The sequence below is a fragment of the Streptomyces sp. S186 genome (assembly GCF_051603415.1).
In the GTDB taxonomy this organism is placed as follows: Bacteria; Actinomycetota; Actinomycetes; order Streptomycetales; family Streptomycetaceae; genus Streptomyces.
Genome location: NZ_CP193932.1, coordinates 4,837,218 through 4,855,638 on the forward strand (window position 1 = coordinate 4,837,218; position 18,421 = coordinate 4,855,638).

Sequence of the window (18,421 nt, forward strand, 5' to 3'; positions counted from 1 at the left end):
ATCCGTCCGCTCGGCAGAGCCCTCGCGGCGGCGATTGGTGCGGCGGTGCCGACAGCGGCATCGGTATCGGTGGTGCGGGCGCGCCCTCGTAACGGGCGCGCGGCAGGTGCCCCGCCACTCGGAGAAGTCTCGCGTCCCCGGACGGTGGACGCCACTCGATCTTGGCGCGGCCCGGGCACCGTCACCACCTCCCGCAGGGTGCCGCGGCGGGGCAGGTGGGGGGAGCGGACGCGGTGCGGACCGGGTCGTGCGACAGGCCGGTGGCCAGTGCTGCGGCGGTCGCGGCCAGGGCGGCGGCGAGCAGGCGCCGGCGGGCCGGCCCGCGCCATCGGGCGCGGATGCCGCCCACGCGGACCGGGGCGAAGTGCGGCACTTCACACCGTGGGGGAGTGGGCAGCGGCGGGGTCGGGGTGGGCGAGGGCATGGTCATCACCGCCTGGGGTGCGGAAGCGGGCCCGCGGTTCGGACCCGGCGATCACCACCGTGCCGCAATCCGCCGCCGCCTGCTCCGGCCTGTGGACGACCCCACGCCTGTGGACAACTCCGTCACCCGCCAGGCGGGAAACCTGCACCACCCCGGCCCGCAGAGAACGGAGACCACCCCGCAGCGGCCGGACCCCCAGCCCCGCAGCGGCCGACCGCCTCACCCCAGCGACCGCCGGACCCCCGAGCCCCGCAACGGCCGGACGCCCCACCTCAGCAACTGCTACGGCTACCGCTACGGCAGCTCGATCCCCAGATCCCACCCCTGGTGCGCGTCCGTGCACGGGCAGGCGCGGTCGGCGGTGGCGGGCAGTGCGGCGACGGTGTCGAAGAGGACCTCGCGCAGGCGGCCGATGTTCTCGCCGAAGACCTTGAGGACCTCCTCGTGGGAGACGCCGTCGCCGGCTTCGGCGCCCGCGTCCAGGTCCGTGACCAGGGTCAGCGAGGTGTAGCACAGGCTCAGCTCGCGGGCCAGGACGGCTTCGGGGTGGCCGGTCATGCCCACCACCGACCAGCCCTGGGCGGCGTGCCAGCGCGACTCGGCGCGGGTGGAGAAGCGCGGGCCCTCGATTACGACGAGGGTGCCGCCGTCGACCGGCTCCCAGTCGCGGCCGCGCGCGGCACCGAGGGCGGCCCGGCGGCCGTCGGGGCAGTACGGGTCGGCGAAGGTGAGGTGGACGACGTTGGGCACGCTGCCGTCCGGAAGCGGCTCGCCGTCGAAGTACGTCTGGACGCGGGCCTTGGTGCGGTCCACGAGCTGATCGGGGACCAGCAGCGTGCCGGGGCCGTATTCGGGCCGCAGTCCGCCGACCGCGCACGGGCCGAGGACCTGGCGGACGCCGAGGGACCGCAGTGCCCAGAGGTTGGCGCGGTAGTTGATGCGGTGCGGCGGGAGGTGGTGGCCGCGGCCGTGCCGGGGGAGGAACGCGACCGAGCGGCCGGCGATCTCGCCGAGGAAGAGGGAGTCGCTGGGGCGCCCGTAGGGGGTGTCCACAGTGATCTCGGTCACGTCGTCCAGGAAGGAGTAGAACCCGGACCCGCCGATAACGCCAATCTCCGCGTCAGCCATGCGGTCACACTATCGGGGCACGGCGGCGGCCCGCGGACCGGTCGCGGAACGGGCGGCGGGCCCGGGAAACGCGGCGGGCCCCGCCGCTCCTCTGTGGGGGAGTGGCGGGGCCCGGAGGTCCGTCTGCCGGCGTCGGTGTGCGAGCCGGACCGCTGCCGCGGGTCAGGCGGCGGAGCCGGCGCCCGCGGGGGCCGCGGACTTGCTGTCCGAGGACGAGGAGGCGGCCGAGGAAGACGACGACGAGGAGTCCGACGAGGCCGTCGAGGACGACGACGAGGTCGAGCTGCTCGACGAGGAGGAGCTGCCGGCCGGGCTGCTGCTGGACGACGAGCCGCGGCTGTCGTTGCGGTAGAAGCCGGAGCCCTTGAAGACGATGCCGACCGCCGAGAACACCTTCTTGAGGCGTCCGTTGCAGCTGGGGCACTCGGTGAGCGCGTCGTCGGTGAACTTCTGCACGGCCTCAAGGCCCTCGCCGCACGCGGTGCACTGGTACTGGTAGGTCGGCACTTGACTTCCTCCTGGCACTCTCACTCATTGAGTGCTAACGACGCTCCATATTGCAGTATTCCGGCGCGCCCGTCCACCGTGAACGCCCTACGGTGACCGACCCCACGCCCGGCCGCACGCCCGGCGCGGGGCCCGCGTCGCGGCCCGGTCAGGCCCGGCTCAGCGCGCGTTCCCGCTCGTCGGAGGCGGTGTCCGCGGGGGCACCGGCGTCGCTGCCGGCCGTGGCCGCCGACCCGGCGACGACCTTCGACGGCCGCGGCGCCAGGTGGGCCCGCAGGGACAGCAGCACCACCAGGGCCAGCGCCGTGCCGGCCAGCGGCACCAGGAAGCCGGAGCTCGGGCCGAAACGGTCCGCCAGCTGGCCGGCGGAGGTGGCCGCGGCCGCCTGGCCCAGCGCCACCGCGCCGGTCAGCCAGGTGAACGCCTCGGTCCGGGCGCCGGCCGGGACCAGGGACTCCACGAGGGTGTAGCCGGTGATCAGGGCCGGGGCGATGCACAGGCCGACGACCAGGCCGACCGCGCCCAGCAGCGGCACCGCGGTGACCGCCCACAGCGGGGTGGTGGCCAGCGCCAGCAGCCCGTAGGCGACCAGCAGGCGGCGGCGCGGGCCGACCTTCCAGGCGATCGCGCCGCAGGCGACGCCGGCGAGCATGTTGCCGCACGCGAAGATCCCGTAGAGGACGCCGTTGATGCCGGGCTGGCCGATGTGCTCGGTGAGCGCGGTCAGCGAGACCTGCATGCCGCCGAAGACCGAGCCGATGCCCAGGAACGCCACGATCAGGACGCGCACACCGGGGACGGACAGCGCGGAGACGCGCGGCTGGTCGTCGCCGCGCCCGCGGTGGACGGGCGGCTGGGTGCGCCGCTGGGAGGCGAACAGCAGGCCGCCGGCCAGCGTGAGCGCGGCCTCGGCGACCAGGCCGGCCGCCGGGTGGACGCCGGTGCACAGCGCGGTCGCCAGCACCGGGCCCACGACGAAGGTGAACTCGTCGGTCACCGACTCGAAGGCGGCGGCGGTGGACATCAGCGGGCTGCCGCCCAGCTTCGCCGCCCAGCGGGCCCGCACCATCGGGCCGACCTGCGGCGTCGAGGCGCCCGTGGGGACGGCGACGGCGATCAGCGCCCACAGGGGGGCGTGGGCCAGGGCCAGGGCGATGAGCGTCGAGACGCCGGCGACATGCACCAGGACGCCGGGGAGCAGCACCGCACGCTGGCCGAAGCGGTCGGCGAGCTTGCCGCTCTGCGGGGCGAAGAGCGCCATCGAGACACCGGTGGCGGCGGAGACCGCGCCGGCGCTGCCGTAGGAGCCGGTGGTGGACTGGACGAGCAGGACGATGCCGATGGTCAGCATCGCGAACGGCTGCCGGGCCAGGAACCCGGGCAGCAAGAAGGTCCACGCACCGGGCGTGCGCAACAGTTGTCCGTATCCGGGACGGGAGTCCTTGACCGCGGATGCCACGGCCGGGCCTTTCTGCCGCCTGGTAGCGCGCCGCCCCGCGAGGTCGTCACGGGTGCGCGCCGAGAGCTGTCCTCTCGCGCAGGACCGAGTGATACCGCGTGGTCCGCACCGGGGAGGGTGGCTGCGTGTGGCAGGGGACCGCGGCCGCCGAGCGGTCGCGCCAGCTCTGCGTCAGGCAGAGTTGGTTCGTGATCCGTACAAAATTCCTTCTGGCATTGTACAGGTCCAAAGCCGTGAAGCCCTGGGATCAACCAGGGCTTCACGGCTGTTTTCCTTGGTATCCGTGGAGAGATAGCGCACATTCGGAGCTTGGCCGGGCAAGTCGGCCGCACCCGGGGCACGGGGGCGGGCCGGGGCCCGCCCGGCTCACCCGGCCTCGCGCCGGCGGACGCGCCGCTCCTCGGCCCGCGGCGGCGTGCCGGTGGTGCCGAGCCAGCCGGCCAGCTTGCCGCCCTGGGACACCGCCTGGAGCCGCCGCTCGGCCGCGTCCCGCACCGGGTCGGTGGCGACCACCAATAGCTCGTCGCCGCGCCGCAGCACGGTCGCCGGGGAGGGCACGAAGCTGGTGCCGTCGCGGACGACGAGGGTGACCGCGGCGCCCGCCGGCATCCTCAGCTCGCCGACCTCCACGCCGTGCATCAGGGAGGTGGGGCCTATGGACGTGGACAGCAGATGCCCGCGCAGCCGCTCCAGGGGTGCCGACTCGATGCCCAGGTCGGCGGCCTCCTCGCCCTCGCCCAGCCGCAGCCGGCGGGCCAGCCAGGGCAGCGTCGGCCCCTGGATGAGGGTGTAGACGACGACCAGGACGAAGACGATGTTGAAGACCGTCTCGCTGCCGGGGACGTCGCTCACCATCGGGATGGTGGCCAGCACGATCGGCACCGCGCCGCGCAGCCCGGCCCAGGACAGCAGGGTCTTCTCCTGCCAGGGCACCCGGAAGGGCAGCAGGGAGGCGACGACGGACAGCGGGCGGGCGACCAGCGTGAGGATCATGCCGATCAGCAGCGCGGGCGCGATGTCGTCGAGCAGGTTGTGCGGGGTGACCAGCAGGCCCAGCAGGACGAACATGCCGATCTGGCCGATCCAGCCGACCCCTTCGGCGAAGCCGCGGGTGGCCGGGGCGTGCGGCAGCTTGGCGTTGCCCAGGATGACCGCGGCCAGATAGACGGCGAGGAAGCCGGAGCCGTGCGCCAGCGCGCCGGCCGCGTACGCGGAGACCGCGATGGCCATCACCGCGATCGGGTAGAGGCCGGAGGCGGGCAGCGCCACGTGCCGCATGCCGTACGCGCCGAGCCAGCCGATGGCCAGGCCGATGGCGGCGCCGATCGCCAGCTCCAGCGCTATCTTGCCCAGCAGGACGTACCAGTGCTCCACCGGGCCGGCGGTGGAGAAGGCCACGACGAGGATGACCACCGGGGCGTCGTTGAAGCCGGATTCGGCCTCCAGGACACCCGTCAGACGGGCCGGCAGCGGGACGCTGCGCAGTACGGAGAAGACGGCCGCGGCGTCCGTGGACGACACCACCGCGCCGATCAGCAGCGCCTGTTTCCAGCCGAGCCCGGCGAGGTAGTGCGCGCCGGCCGCGGTGACCCCCACGCTCACCGCGACGCCGACCGTCGAGAGCGCCGCGGCCCGCGGCAGGGCTGGTTTGATCTCTTTCCACTTGGTGCCGAGGCCGCCCTCGGCGAGGATCACCACCAGGGCGGCATAGCCGAGGAGTTGGGTCAGTTCGGCGTTGTCGAAGACGACGCCGCCGATGCCGTCCTGCCCTATCGCGATGCCTATCCCCAGGTAGATGAGCAGGCTGGGGAGCCCGCTGCGCGAGGAGAGCCGTACCGCGGCGACTGCTACCAGCAGTACGAGTGAGCAGATCAGCAGGAGTTCGTTGAGGTGTTCGACAGTCAGGAGCTGATCCTTCCTCGCGCCTTGGTGGGGATGAGCCGCTTGTCCTTACCGTATCTAGTTACTGACCCTAACAATTTACCATTGCTTGAAAGTTTGATGTGCCCGCCGGTGACTCCGCGTAGGGGTCGACAAACCGGTGCGCCTATGGTTGCTCCAGCACTCCCACCCTGCCCCTCGAAGGACAGAGATGCCCGCCAACAAGACCGGTCCTGCCCCCAAAAAGAAGAAAGGGCGGCGCGGCCGCCTCGTCGCGCTCACGGTCGTGCTGCTGCTCGTGGCGGGCATCGGCTTCGGCGCGTACTGGGGTGTCAGCACCGTCCGCGCCTCCTTCCCGGAGACCACGGGATCGCTCAAACTCCCGGGCCTGACCGACCCGGTGGACGTCGTCCGTGACGGCAACGGCATCCCGCAGATCTACGCCGACACCGACGAGGACCTCTTCCGCGCCCAGGGCTACGTCCAGGCCCAGGACCGCTTCTGGGAGATGGACGTCCGCCGCCACATGACGGCCGGCCGGCTCTCCGAGATGTTCGGCAAGAGCCAGATCAGGACCGACGAGTTCCTGCGCACCCTCGGATGGCACGAGGTCGCGCAGAAGGAATACGACACCAAGCTCGCGCCGGCCACGAAGAAGTACCTCCAGGCGTACTCCGCCGGGGTCAACGCCTACCTCAAGGACCACCAGGACTCCGCGCTCTCCCTGGAGTACGCCGCGCTCGGCTTCACCAACGACTACAAGCCCGAGTCCTGGACCCCGGTCGACTCGGTCGCCTGGCTCAAGGCGATGGCCTGGGACCTGCGCGGCAACATGAAGGACGAGATCGACCGGGCCCTGATGTCCAGCCGGTTCACCCCGCAGCAGATCGCCCAGCTCTACCCGCAGTACCCGTACCAGCGGAACCGGCCGATCGTCGACGGCGGCGGCGTCGACCCGGCCACCAAGGAGTTCGACCCCAAGGGCGGCACCACCACCGGCACCGGTACGGGCACCGGCACCGGCGACCGCACCGCGCGCGGCGCCGCCGGCGGCCTCCAGAAGCAGCTCTCCTCGCTGTCCACCACCCTCGAACGGGTCCCGGCGCTGCTCGGCCCCAACGGCAACGGCATCGGCTCCAACTCCTGGGTCGTCTCCGGTGAGCACACCACCACCGGCAAGCCGCTGCTCGCCAACGATCCGCACCTGGCACCGCAGATGCCCTCGCTCTGGTACCAGATGGGCCTGCACTGCCGCACCACCGGCCCCAAGTGCAGCTACGACGTGGCCGGCTTCACCTTCTCCGGGATGCCCGGCGTCGTCATCGGCCACAACCAGAACATCTCCTGGGGCATGACCAACCTGGGCGCCGACGTCACCGACCTCTACCTGGAGAAGATCAACGCCGACGGCTACCTCTACGACGGCAAGCAGCGCCCCTTCGCCACCCGCCAGGAGACCATCAAGGTCGCCGGCGGCGAGAGCCGCAAGATCACCGTCCGCTCGACCAACAACGGCCCGATCGTCTCCGACCGCGACGGCGAACTGACCAACGTCGGCAAGGACGCCCCCGTCGTCAACGGCTCGCCCGACCGCGGCGACGGCTACGCCGTCTCCCTGCGCTGGACCGCGCTGACCCCCGGCAAGTCCATGGACGCCGTCTTCGCGCTCAACCGCGCCAAGGACTGGACCGACTTCCGCAAGGCCGCGGCCGACTTCGAGGTCCCCTCGCAGAACCTCGTCTACGCCGACACCAAGGGCAACATCGGCTACCAGGCCCCCGGCGCCATCCCGGTCCGCGGCAAGGGCGACGGCACCTCCCCGGCGCCCGGCTGGGACCCCGCCTACCAGTGGAAGGGCTTCATCCCGCAGAGCGCCCTGCCGTACGAGTACAACCCCAAGCGCGGCTTCATCGTCACCGCCAACCAGGCCGTCGTCGACGAGAAGTACCCCTACGTGATCACCAGGGACTGGGGCTACGGCGCCCGCAGCCAGCGGATCAACGACCTGATCGAGTCCAAGATCAAGGACGGCGGCAAGGTCTCCACCGACGACATGCAGACCTTCCAGAAGGACAACAGCAGCGAGATCGCCCGGCTGCTCACGCCCTACCTGACGAAGATCGACATCAAGGACAAGTACGTCCGCGACGCCCAGCAGCTGCTCAGCGGCTGGGACTTCACCCAGGAGCCCGACTCCGCCGCGGCCGCCTACTTCAACGCCGTCTGGCGCAACACCCTCAAGCTCGCCTTCGGCAACAAGATGCCCAAGGAGCTGCGTGTCCAGGGCCAGTGCCTCTACGTCCGCCCGGCCGGCGACACCGGCCCGGCCGATACCCAGAACAAGCTGGTCCGCGAGTGCGGCGAGCGGGACGGCGACACCGCCCAGCCCGACGGCGGCGACCGCTGGTACGAGGTCGTCCGCACCATCCTCGACGATCCCAAGAACGCCTGGTGGCAGACCGAGGACCGGCCCGGCCACCCCGGCCTGAAGAACCGCGACGAGCTCCTCGCCCAGGCCATGAAGGACGCCCGCTACGAGCTGACCTCCAAGCTCGGCAAGAACATCGACAACTGGACCTGGGGCCGTCTGCACCAGATGGACCTCACGCACCAGACCCTCGGCAAGGACGGGCCGGGCTTCCTCCAGGACCTGCTCAACCGCGGGCCGTGGAACCTCGGCGGCGGCGAGGCCGCGGTCGACGCCACCGGCTGGAACGCCTCCGGCGGCTACAAGGTCACCTGGGTCCCGTCCATGCGGATGGTGGTCAACCTCGCCGACCTCGACAAGTCCCGCTGGATCAACCTCACCGGCGCCTCCGGGCACGCCTACCACGCCCACTACTACGACCAGACCGACAAGTGGGCCAAGGGCGAACTGCTGCCCTGGGCGTTCAGCGAGGAGGCCGTGAAGAAGGCCGGGAAGGACACCCTGACCCTGTCGCCGTGACGGCGGCGGACACCTCACCGCGTCGGGCGGGCCGGACTCCACCGGCCCGCCCGACGCCGTTTCACGTGAAACATCCGGCCGATTCCGGCTCCGTCCGGCGCGGCGGTCAGTGCCGGAAGCGGTGCACCCCCGACGGCGTCACCGCGGCGTGCACCCGGCGGTCGTGCGGCTCGGCCGGCACCCGCTCCAGCACCTCGTCGTCGTAGAGCAGCACCACCAGCGACGTGGGCCGCCCGGACCGCTCCAGCCGCGCCAGCACCCGGTCGTACGAGCCGCCGCCGCGGCCCAGCCGCAGCCCCGTCCGGTCCACCGCCAGCCCCGGCAGCAGCACCACGTCCGCCTCCGCGACCGCCTCCGGCGTCAGCCTCGGCCCGTCCGGCTCCCGCAGCCCCCAGCCCGCCGGGGCCAGATGCTCGGGGCCTTCGTATACCGCCCAGTCCAGGTCGTTGTCCGGCAGCAGCACCGGCAGCAGCACCCGCACCCCGGCCGCCCGCAGCGCGTCGATCAGGGCCCGGGTGTCCGGTTCGCCGCCGATCGAGACATACGCGGCCACGGTCGGCGCGGCGACCTCGGCGTCCCCGGCGCCCGTCACGGGAGCCGTCCGCAGCTCGTCCAGCTCCCGCACCCGGCGGGCCAGCGCCACGCCCCGGGCCGCGACGACCTCGGCCGGCAACCCCCTCCTCACCTCCCGGAGATCCCGCCGCAACCTGCGCTTTTCCTCGTGCTCAACGCTCACCGTGGGCCTCGCTCGGGTTCTCTTGATCACTTGACCGGACGCTCATCATCGGCCCGTCCGGGCCGGTTAGGGTGTCGCGCATGACCCCATCGCATGCACGGATCAGCAAGGCTGTCATCCCGGCAGCAGGGCTCGGCACCAGGTTCCTGCCGGCGACCAAGGCAACGCCCAAGGAAATGCTGCCGGTCGTCGACAAGCCCGCCATCCAGTACGTGGTGGAAGAGGCGGCGGCGGCCGGGCTCACCGACGTCCTCATGGTGACGGGTCGCAACAAGCGTCCCCTGGAGGACCACTTCGACCGCAACTACGAACTCGAAGAGGCGCTGCACCGCAAGGGCGACGGATCCCGGCTCGCCAAGGTCCAGGAGTCCAGCGACCTGGCGACCATCCACTACGTCCGCCAGGGCAACCCCAAGGGCCTGGGCCACGCCGTGCTGTGCGCCGCACCGCACGTCGGCGACCAGCCCTTCGCGGTCCTCCTGGGCGACGACCTCATCGACCCCCGCGACCCCCTGCTGAGCCGGATGATAGAGGTCCGCGAGGAGCACGGCGGCTCGGTCATCGCCCTCATGGAGGTCGACCCCGCCACCATCCACCTCTACGGCTGCGCGGCCGCCGCCCCCACCGCCGACGACGACGTGGTCACCGTCTCCGACCTGGTCGAGAAGCCCGAACGGGCCGAGGCGCCCAGCAACCTCGCCATCATCGGCCGCTACATCCTCGACCCGGCCGTCTTCGAGGTGCTGCGCAAGACCGCCCCCGGCCGCGGCGGCGAGATCCAGCTCACCGACGCCCTCCAGGTGCTGGCCGCCCACCCCGAGCTGGGCGGACCGGTGCACGGCGTGGTCTTCAAGGGCCGCCGCTATGACACCGGGGACCGCGGGGACTATCTGCGTGCCATTGTCAGACTGGCATGCGAACGTGAGGATCTGGGCCCCGACTTCCGGGCCTGGCTGCGCAGTTACGTCACCGAGGAGATGTAGGACGTTGAACGGCTCCACCGACCGGACCTCCCACCCTGACCGCGTCTGGTCGGTGGCCGAACACCTCGACGACATCCTGGCCCGGCTCCGCCCGCCGGCCCCGGTCACCCGCCAACTCCTCGACGCCCAGGGCTGCGTCCTCGCCGAGGACCTCACCGTCCCGCTGCCGTTGCCGCCGTTCGACAACAGCTCCATGGACGGCTACGCGGTCCGCGCCGCCGACGTCGCGGACGCCGCCGAGGACGCCCCGGCCACCCTCGCCGTCCTCGGCGACATCGCCGCCGGCAGCGGCGAGCCGCCCACCGTCGGGCCCGGACAGGCCGCCCGCATCATGACCGGCGCCCCGCTGCCGCCCGGCGCCGACGCGGTGGTCCCCGTCGAGTGGACCGACGGCGGCACCGGCCAGGGACCGGCCGCCACCATGCGCGCCCACAGCGCCGCCCCACAGGACGCCGGCGGTGAGGTCCGGGTGCACCGCCCGGCCGCCGCCGGCGCCCACATCCGCCGCACCGGCAGCGACGCGCAGGCCGGCGAGCCGGCGCTGCCCGCCGGCACCGTCCTCGGCCCCACCCAGCTCGGCCTGCTCGCCGCCCTCGGCCTGGACACCGTCACGGTCCGCCGCCGCCCCCGGGTCGTCGTGCTCTCCACCGGCAGCGAACTCGTCCCGCCCGGCGAGCCGTTGGGCCCCGGCCAGATCCACGACTCCAACAGCTTCCAGCTCACCGCCGCCGCCCGCGCGGCCGGCGCGCTCGCCTACCGCGTCGGCGCCGTCGCCGACGACGCGAAGACCCTCCGCGCCACCCTGGAGGATCAGTACCCCCGCGCCGACGTCCTCGTCACCAGCGGCGGGGTCAGCGTCGGCGCGTACGACGTCGTCAAGGAGACCCTGACCGGGCTCTCCGCCGACGAGGGCCGGGTCGAGTTCCGCCGGATCGCGATGCAGCCCGGCAAGCCCCAGGGCTTCGGCCTGATCGGTCCCGACCGCATCCCGCTGCTCGCCCTGCCCGGCAATCCCGTCAGCTCCTACGTCTCCTTCGAGCTCTTCGTCCGCCCCGTCATCCGCACGCTCATGGGCCATCCCGAGGTGCACCGCCGCACCGTCCGCGCCCGCCTCACCGAGCCGCTCGGCTCCTCGCCCCGCGGCAGACGGCAGTTCCTCCGCGGCACCCACGACCCGGTGGCCGGCACGGTCACCCCCGTCGGCGGCAGCGGCTCCCACCTCATCCGGGCCATGGCCCGGGCCGACGCCCTGATCGTCGTCCCCGAGGACACCACCGAGGTCCCCGCCGACGCCACCGTCGAGGTCATCCCGCTCGGCCCCTGCTGACGCCGGACGGGGGCACCCGCAGCGGCCCCGCCCGCGTCGGGTGCGCTGCGCCGACCGGGGGTACGGTGTCGTCCCACAGGCGGCAGTATGGACCGGGAGAACGATGAGCAGCGGCCAGCAACACCTCACCCATGTCGACGCGGCCGGCGCGGCCCGCATGGTCGACGTCTCGGGCAAGGACGTCACCGCCCGGACCGCCCGCGCGAGCGGCCGCGTCCTGGTCGCACCGCGCGTCGTCGAGCTGCTGCGCGGCGAGGGCGTCCCCAAGGGCGACGCCCTGGCCACCGCCCGTATCGCCGGCATCATGGGCGCCAAGCGCACCCCGGACCTCATCCCGCTGTGCCACCCGCTGGCCGTCTCCGGGGTGAAGGTGGACCTCTCCGTCACCGACGAGGCCGTCGAGATCACCGCCACCGTCAAGACCACCGACCGCACCGGCGTCGAGATGGAGGCCCTGACCGCCGTCTCGGTCGCCGCGCTCACCGTCGTCGACATGGTCAAGGCGGTCGACAAGGCCGCGGTGATCTCCGACATCCGCGTCGAGGAGAAGACCGGCGGCAAGTCCGGCGACTGGAGCCGGCCGTGAGCCCCGTCCGCGCCCTGGTCGTCACCGCCTCCAACCGCGCCGCCGCCGGTGTCTACGAGGACAGGGGCGGCCCGCTGCTCGCCGAGGGTCTGACCGCGATGGGCTTCGCGGTCGACGGCCCCCGGGTCGTCCCCGACGGCGACCCCGTCGAGGCCGCCCTGCGCGACGCCGTCGCCGCCGCCTACGACGTCGTCCTGACCACCGGCGGCACCGGCATCTCGCCCACCGACCGCACCCCCGAGGCCACCGGCCGGGTCCTGGACTACGAGGTCCCCGGCATCCCCGAGGCGATCCGCGCCGCCGGCCGCGCCAAGGTCCCCACCGCCGCCCTCTCCCGCGGCCTGGCGGGCGTCGCCGGCCGCACCCTGATCGTCAACCTCCCCGGCTCGGCCGGCGGGGTGCGCGACGGCCTGGCCGTCCTCGCCGAACTCCTCCCGCACGCCGTCGACCAGATCCGCGGCGGCGACCACCCCAGACCCTCCGGGAGCCCCAGCTGAACACGCCCTGGCCGGTGGTCCTGACGGACGGAGAGATCTCCCTCCGCCCCATAAGGCTGCGCGACCAGCGCCCCTGGCGCGAGGTCAACCGCCGCAACCGCGACTGGCTGCGCCCCTGGGAGGCGACCGTCCCGCCGGCCCCGCCCGGCGTCCCGGTGCCGCACCGCCCCACCTTCCGGCAGATGGTCCGGCATCTGCGGGCCGAGGCGCACGCCGGCCGGATGCTGCCGTTCGTCGTCGAATACCGCGGCCGGCTGGTCGGGCAGCTCACCGTCGCGGGTATCACCTGGGGCTCGATGTGCTCGGGCCATATCGGTTACTGGGTCGATCAGGAAGTCGCCGGGCGGGGCGTCATGCCCACCGCGGTGGCGCTCGCCGTCGACCACTGTTTCCGCACCGTCGGACTGCACCGCATCGAGGTCTGCATTCGGCCGGAAAACGCCCCCAGCCGTCGCGTGGTGGAGAAACTCGGCTTCCGCGAGGAGGGCATCCGCCCGCGCTACCTCCACATCGACGGTGCCTGGCGCGACCACGCGGTTTTCGCGCTGACCACCGAGGAAGTGCCCGAAGGGCTCCTCAACCGCTGGCGGAGCCGACGCCGCGGCGCAGCCGACCGCACCGACACATCCCACAAATAAAAAACCTGTTCGAATTACGCCCGCGCTACCCCGCTCGCGGTGCCCCATTCACCACAACTCCATCGCAACAATCACAAAAAAAGTTCGAGATATCAGCCAGATCGTGCGACACACCGGCCCAATTGGCGGATGGCCCCACGCAAACCCCTCTACCGTGTGAGTTGTGAGAAGCAGCGGCCTCATCTACGCAGTCATCGTCGGGGCCTGGGCCGCCTATTTGGTGCCGATGTGGCTCCGTAGACAGGACGAGCTCAACGAGGCCCGTCCCACCGAGCGCTTCAGCACGGCCATCCGGCTCCTGTCCGGACGCGCGGCCATGCAGCGCCGCTACGACAAGGAGCACGGGGCGTCCCCCGCCGACGGCGCGGGCGACGAGCAGGAACCGGACGCCGCGGACGACCCGGCCGACGCCCGGTCCTTCGCCGACCCCGCACCGGCCCCGGAACCCCCCGACGACATCCCCACCCGCGCCCACAACGCCCCGCCGCGCCCCTCGCTCGCCGAGCGCACCAAGCGCGCCAAGGTCCTGGCCCGCCGCCGGCGCACCATCACCGTCCTGTTCCTCGCCTTCACCGCCGGCGCCGTCGCCGCGGCCGTCGGTGGCGTCCCCTTCCTCTGGGCCCCCGCCCTCCCCGCGGCCCTCCTCACCGCCTACATCGTCTACCTGCGTGCCCAGGAGCGCCGCCGCTTCGTCTTCACCATGGACCAGCGCAAGGCGGAGGCGGCAGCGCGACGGCTGCGTGAGGGCCGACCCCGCCCTCACCAGGCGGCCGACCAGCCGCCCGCCGACGACCACCGGCCCGACGCCCGCGCTGACGCCGCCGAGGCCGCCCCCGAGCCGTCCCGCCCGGCGCCGCCCCCGCACACCGCCGGCGCCCGCGCCCTCGTCGAGGAGACCGACCACGCCGAGTGGGTCGACCAGCAGCGCGAACGGGAGCGCCCGCGCCCCGCCGCCGGCAGCTGGGAGCCCGTCCCGGTCCCGCTGCCCACCTACGTCACCGCGCCGGTCGCCCCGCGCGCCACCAGCCACGTCGACCTGGACGCCGACGACGCCTGGAGCTCCGCCCGCTCCAGCTCCGCCCCCGAGCGTCCGCAGCCCGACCCCGCGCAGGACCGCCCCACCCACCCGGGCCGCCGCGCCCGCGGCCGCACCCCCCTCTTCGACCAGTACGAGAACGAGGACCGCCCACGCGCGGCGAACGAGTGACGGGCGCCCCACTGACCAGCACCGGAAGCGATTTCCGAGCACGGCGAACGGGATGCTAGAGTTTCACTCGTCGCAAGGGCCTGTGGCGCAGCTGGTAGCGCACCTCGTTCGCAACGAGGGGGTCAGGGGTTCGAGTCCCCTCAGGTCCACCGCACGTCAGAACCCCTGTCGGAGAGATCCGGCAGGGGTTCTTTGGTCTCGTGCGGCAGTGAAGTTCAGCACCTGCCGTGACGTCGGCCGGTTGCGCGGGCGCCCGTAGGCCGTGCCACTCCCGCGCCCGAACGGGCGGGGGTCCACGGGCAATTCGGGTGCACGGTGGTGCACGCGGCCGGTCTGCGGTGATGGCCGGGAAGTAGCAGGTCAGGGCCGTGATCACTTGGTCCGGAGGCCAAAGCGGTGGTTGCCGTCCGGGGCGGTGTCGAGCATCGGACGCGGACGGACGCAGCCAACGGGATGCGTGGAGGCGCATACTGGGGGCAATGACAAAGCCTGCTGCACCGAAGCGTCATTTGCCTACCAGTCCCTTCAAGGCCCCGGTCACGCTGGCTCCCAAGCACTTCGCCACGGGCGACCAGGTCACACACGACATGTACGGCCTCGGCCGGGTGATCGGCATCGAGGACGGAATCGCGGCGCTCGTGGATTTCGGCTCGGCGCAAATGCGGATCCTGAGCCCGTACGCCAAGATGACCAAGCTGTAGGGCCGCTGTGCCCGGTCACGGCATGCCAGGCCCCTTCGGGGACCTGTCACGAAAGGGAGACCTCTCATCGATCTGACGTCGCTGTTCTCCGCCCCGGAAGGGCAACCCCGCTGTGCCACGGCGGCATCGCCGCCTCCGACGACAAACCCCTTCCAGGCCCCGGACTTCGGGGAAGACGAGACCTTCCTGCTTGAGGAGGTAGCGGGGCCCGGCTCGTAATGCCGCGGCTGCATGTCGTTCGGAACGAGGGGGCAGGGGGCGAGTCCCTCAGGTCCGGCAGCAAAACAGCAGGACAGCAACAGCCATAGCAACCGCGCATGGAAGCCCCCCACCGGGATTGACCGGTGGGGGCTTTTTCGTGTGCGCGGGGTCAGGGGGTTGGGTGGGGGAGGAGGTTGAGGGCGGTGGTGGGGCCGTCTTCGGTGGTGAGGTGGTGGGCGGCGGACTGGGCGTGGGCGCGGAGGGACGGGGTGGTGGTGGCTTCGGTGAGGGCGGTGGCGAGGCGGGTCACGGCGTCGTCGAGGGGGAGCTTGGTGAGGGTGGGGAAGGGGAGGGCGGCGGTGGCGGCGCCCAGGGAGGCCAGGCGGGCGGCCCAGAAGGGCTGGTCGGCGGTGAACGGGACGGGGACGGAGGGGATGCCGGCGCGGAGTGCGGCGGCGGAGGTGCCGGCGCCGCAGTGGTGGACGGCGGCGGCGACGCGGGGGAAGAGGAGGGCGTGGGGGACGGGGGTGGGGAGGGTGAGGATGTCGTCGGAGGGGGAGTCGGGGGTGGTCAGGGCGGCGTTGCCGGAGAGGAGGATGCCGCGGAGGCCGGCGCGGCGGAGGGCGCGGATGGCGAGGGTGGTGAGGTGTTCGGCGTCGTCGGTGGTCATGCTGCCGAAGCCGATGGAGACCGGGGGTGGGCCGGAGGTGAGGAAGTCCTCCAGGACGGGCGGGAGTTGGGCGTCCGGGGCGAGGTGGGGCCACCAGTAGCCGGTGATGTCCAGGCCGGGGCGCCAGTCGGCGGGGCGGGGGACGAGGAGTTCGCTGAAGCCGTGCAGGATGGGCCAGTTGGCGGCTTCGACGCGGCGGCGGATCGTATGCGGGGTGGCCGGTGGCAGGCCGAGGCGGGCGCGTAGGGCTCGTGCGGCGGCTGTGTGGAGGCGGTCGACGACGCGCAGGGAGAGGCGGCCGGCGGCGCGGTTGCCCCAGCCGCCGAGCGAGCGGCCGCCGCCGACCACGGGGGCGAAGTCGCGGGTGGGGGTGGTGGGTTGGAGGTAGGCGCCGGCGGAGGGGATGTCCAGGGCCTCGGCGAGGTGCCAGCCGAGCGGGGCCGTGGTGGTGGAGAGGAGGAGCAGTTCGGTGCCGGGGGAGGCGGCGTCGGCCATGCCGGTGCCGAGCTGTTCGATGAAGGCGGTGGCGCGGCGCATCAGGGCGCGGCGGGTGGTGGGAGTGCCGCGGGTGTCCGGGTCCGCAGGTTGGGCGGCGCGCGGGTCGGCGGGGAGGCTGCGGAACTCCAGGCCGGCGGCGCGGACGACGGGGGCGAAGCCGTCGTGGGTGGCGAGGGTGACCTCGTGGCCGGCGGCCCGGAGGCGGGCGCCGAGGCCGGTGTACGGGGCGATGTCGCCGTAGGAGCCGGCGGCGGTGATGAGGATGTTCATGGGATCGGCCTTGGTTGGGTCAGGGAGCGGGGGTGCCGGTCGCCGGGGCGGCGGTGGGTGGCGGGGGCGACTGGCGGACCGCGTTGGCGTGGATGGCGGTGCGCAGGTACGGGGCGAGGCCCGGGCGCTGTTCGGTGGGCGGGACGATCAGGGCGAAGGCGCGCGGATCGGTGGCGAAGTCGTCGGCGATCCGGCCGTGCATGTCGGTGGCGCACGGGGTGAACCACCGGGTGAGGTGCCGGCGGTGCTCCTCGGCGAGGTCCATGGCGCGTTCGCCGTCGGCCGGTTCGCCGGCGTCGAAGGCGGCGGTCAGCCGGGCCCGCCAGTCGGCGGCCTCGGCCATGATCTGCGCCCAGTCGTCCTTGGTGTGGGCGGCGGCGCGGGCCATCGAGCGGCGGTAGCCGTCGCTGTCCCGCCACTTGCGGTCGGCGTCGGTGGCGTAGGTCAGGTCGAACGCGATCTCGCCGAAGACCTCGAAGCGCTCCTCCGGGGTGAGCCGGACGCCGGTCTGCTGGACCTCCATGGCCTGCTCGGCGACCTCGACCAGGCGCTGCAGCCGGTTGATCTCCTCGGTGAGCCGGCGGTGCCGGGCGCGCAGCTGGTCGAGGGCGTTGGCGTGGGGGTCCGCCAGGATCATGGCGATCTCGTCGAGCGGGAAGCCGAGCTCCCGGTAGAAGAGGATCTGCTGGAGCCGGGCGAGGTCGGCGTCGCTGTAGAGGCGGTAGCCGGCGGGGCTGCGGTCGCCGGGCCGGAGCAGGCCCGTTTTGTCGTAGTGGTGCAGGGTGCGGACGGTGACCCCGGCGAAGGCGGAGACCTGGCCTACCGGGTATCCCATGGGGTGCCTTTCTGTTGGGGGAGGGGGAGGGTACGACGGGTGCGGTGCGTGGCCTGTGCTCCTGTGGCGCGTGGCCTGTGCTGTGGACAAGGGTGGAGCCTGACGTGACGTGAGGGTCAAGGGAGGGACGGTGGCGGTGCGAGGGAGACGAGTGGCGAGTGGCGGGCGGTGCCGGTGGTGCGGCCGGGCGTCGGTTTCGCGGGGACCCCGTTACATTTGTCGGGAAACAGGTATTCGCTCGCGTGTACGTATCCGTACATCCTTGTGTACGCAGGGTGCGTTCGCCTGATGGGCAGGGTGCTCCTGAGGTGAAGGGTGTGCCCGGTGCACAGGCCCGTCCGCCGTCCCCCAGGCTCGTCCGCCGTCCCCCGCCCCGAAGGAATCCGTGAGACCAGCAACCGCCACCGCCACCGCCCGGGCCCTTCGGGCCGCCGGGGCCGCGCTGTTCGCGGTGCTGCTCGCCGCAGCGGTCGCCGCGGTGGTCGCCGGGTGCGGCGGGCCGCATCCGCTGCTGCGGGACGAGGGCCCGGCCGTGGCGCCGACCGCGCGCACCGGCCCGGTCTACGCGGCGGGCGACGCCGGGCGCCCGCTGCAGCGCCCGTCCTCCCTCCCGTTGGGCGACTCGGCGCGGCTGACCGGGCTGCGCTGGGAGTCGTGGGGCGGGGCGACCGCGGTGGCCGGCGGCGGGCTGGTCGGGGACTGGTGCGCGCCGGCGTGCGTGCGCAGGCCGTATCAGGTGAAGGTCACGCTGAGCGGGCTGCAGCGGCAGCAGGGCTTCGCGTACTACTCCAGCGCCGGGGTGGTCGCGCCCGAAGTGCACGGCGCGAAGGCCGCCGAGCTGGGGCGGGTGAGCCTGCACCTTCCCGACGTCCAGTAGGCGGGCGGCCCGGGGCCCGGATACACGGGCGGCGGGGCAGGACGTCGAC

At 72.9% G+C, this 18,421-nt stretch carries 17 protein-coding genes and 1 tRNA gene; 10 read left to right on the top strand and 8 right to left on the bottom strand.

What is annotated here, in order from left to right; translation table 11 throughout:
• Positions 1–181 precede the first annotated feature (181 nt).
• The 5 genes from ACRAS8_RS20930 to ACRAS8_RS20950 all read right to left on the bottom strand — a co-directional run bounded on the left by ACRAS8_RS20930 (position 182) and on the right by ACRAS8_RS20950 (position 5,423).
• The gene (locus ACRAS8_RS20930) at positions 182–424 is read right to left on the bottom strand and encodes a hypothetical protein (RefSeq protein ID WP_438487521.1); all 243 of its coding nucleotides are present in this window, start codon (positions 422–424) and stop codon (positions 182–184) included.
• Positions 425–718: 294 nt separating this feature from the next.
• Positions 719–1,552, bottom strand: coding sequence for an S-methyl-5'-thioadenosine phosphorylase (locus ACRAS8_RS20935; RefSeq protein ID WP_438487522.1), 834 nt, complete (start codon positions 1,550–1,552; stop codon positions 719–721).
• A gap of 162 nt (positions 1,553–1,714) precedes the next feature.
• A complete protein-coding gene (locus ACRAS8_RS20940) occupies positions 1,715–2,059 on the bottom strand; it encodes an FmdB family zinc ribbon protein (protein WP_438487523.1) in 345 nt (114 codons plus the stop codon).
• Between the two features lie 148 nt (positions 2,060–2,207).
• Positions 2,208–3,518, bottom strand: coding sequence for an MFS transporter (locus ACRAS8_RS20945; protein WP_438487524.1), 1,311 nt, complete (start codon positions 3,516–3,518; stop codon positions 2,208–2,210).
• Positions 3,519–3,884: 366 nt separating this feature from the next.
• The gene (locus ACRAS8_RS20950; RefSeq protein ID WP_438490556.1) at positions 3,885–5,423 is read right to left on the bottom strand and encodes a potassium/proton antiporter; all 1,539 of its coding nucleotides are present in this window, start codon (positions 5,421–5,423) and stop codon (positions 3,885–3,887) included.
• A gap of 187 nt (positions 5,424–5,610) precedes the next feature.
• Here ACRAS8_RS20950 and ACRAS8_RS20955 point away from each other — a divergent pair, with 187 nt between their 5' ends.
• Entirely contained in the window at positions 5,611–8,346 is a 2,736-nt protein-coding gene (locus ACRAS8_RS20955; RefSeq protein ID WP_438487525.1) for a penicillin acylase family protein, read from the top strand.
• A gap of 106 nt (positions 8,347–8,452) precedes the next feature.
• Here ACRAS8_RS20955 and ACRAS8_RS20960 read toward each other — a convergent pair whose 3' ends face one another.
• Complete coding sequence (locus tag ACRAS8_RS20960; protein ID WP_438487526.1) at positions 8,453–9,019, bottom strand: 5-formyltetrahydrofolate cyclo-ligase; 567 nt, start codon at positions 9,017–9,019, stop codon at positions 8,453–8,455.
• Between the two features lie 143 nt (positions 9,020–9,162).
• Between ACRAS8_RS20960 and galU the strand changes: the two genes are divergently transcribed.
• The 8 genes from galU to ACRAS8_RS21000 all read left to right on the top strand — a co-directional run bounded on the left by galU (position 9,163) and on the right by ACRAS8_RS21000 (position 15,021).
• A complete protein-coding gene (gene galU / locus ACRAS8_RS20965) occupies positions 9,163–10,065 on the top strand; it encodes a UTP--glucose-1-phosphate uridylyltransferase GalU (RefSeq protein WP_438487527.1) in 903 nt (300 codons plus the stop codon).
• Positions 10,066–10,069: 4 nt separating this feature from the next.
• Positions 10,070–11,392 carry a molybdotransferase-like divisome protein Glp gene (glp, locus tag ACRAS8_RS20970; protein ID WP_438487528.1) on the top strand — a complete coding sequence of 441 codons (1,323 nt, stop codon included), beginning with the start codon at positions 10,070–10,072 and terminating at the stop codon, positions 11,390–11,392.
• 103 nt (positions 11,393–11,495) lie between these two features.
• Entirely contained in the window at positions 11,496–11,978 is a 483-nt protein-coding gene (gene moaC / locus ACRAS8_RS20975) for a cyclic pyranopterin monophosphate synthase MoaC (protein ID WP_438487529.1), read from the top strand.
• Entirely contained in the window at positions 11,975–12,475 is a 501-nt protein-coding gene (locus ACRAS8_RS20980; RefSeq protein ID WP_438487530.1) for a MogA/MoaB family molybdenum cofactor biosynthesis protein, read from the top strand. Before moaC ends, ACRAS8_RS20980 begins: the two co-directional genes overlap by 4 nt.
• 14 nt (positions 12,476–12,489) lie before the next feature.
• Positions 12,490–13,113 (top strand): GNAT family N-acetyltransferase, encoded by a 624-nt coding sequence (locus ACRAS8_RS20985; protein ID WP_438487531.1) that lies wholly within the window; start codon positions 12,490–12,492, stop codon positions 13,111–13,113.
• Positions 13,114–13,276: 163 nt separating this feature from the next.
• Positions 13,277–14,320 carry a divisome protein SepX/GlpR gene (gene sepX / locus ACRAS8_RS20990; RefSeq protein WP_438487532.1) on the top strand — a complete coding sequence of 348 codons (1,044 nt, stop codon included), beginning with the start codon at positions 13,277–13,279 and terminating at the stop codon, positions 14,318–14,320.
• Between the two features lie 76 nt (positions 14,321–14,396).
• A tRNA-Ala gene (locus ACRAS8_RS20995) sits at positions 14,397–14,469 on the top strand.
• Between the two features lie 330 nt (positions 14,470–14,799).
• Entirely contained in the window at positions 14,800–15,021 is a 222-nt protein-coding gene (locus tag ACRAS8_RS21000; protein ID WP_438487533.1) for a hypothetical protein, read from the top strand.
• A gap of 370 nt (positions 15,022–15,391) precedes the next feature.
• On the opposite strand, the gene ACRAS8_RS21005 is transcribed toward ACRAS8_RS21000, so the two are convergent.
• Together ACRAS8_RS21005 and ACRAS8_RS21010 are read right to left on the bottom strand one after the other, a co-directional pair.
• Positions 15,392–16,660: a glycosyltransferase gene (locus tag ACRAS8_RS21005; RefSeq protein WP_438487534.1), complete on the bottom strand. Its 1,269-nt coding sequence runs from the start codon at positions 16,658–16,660 to the stop codon at positions 15,392–15,394.
• A gap of 19 nt (positions 16,661–16,679) precedes the next feature.
• Entirely contained in the window at positions 16,680–17,495 is an 816-nt protein-coding gene (locus tag ACRAS8_RS21010; protein ID WP_438487535.1) for a MerR family transcriptional regulator, read from the bottom strand.
• A gap of 385 nt (positions 17,496–17,880) precedes the next feature.
• Here ACRAS8_RS21010 and ACRAS8_RS21015 point away from each other — a divergent pair, with 385 nt between their 5' ends.
• Positions 17,881–18,372: a hypothetical protein gene (locus ACRAS8_RS21015; RefSeq protein ID WP_438487536.1), complete on the top strand. Its 492-nt coding sequence runs from the start codon at positions 17,881–17,883 to the stop codon at positions 18,370–18,372.
• Positions 18,373–18,421 lie beyond the last annotated feature (49 nt).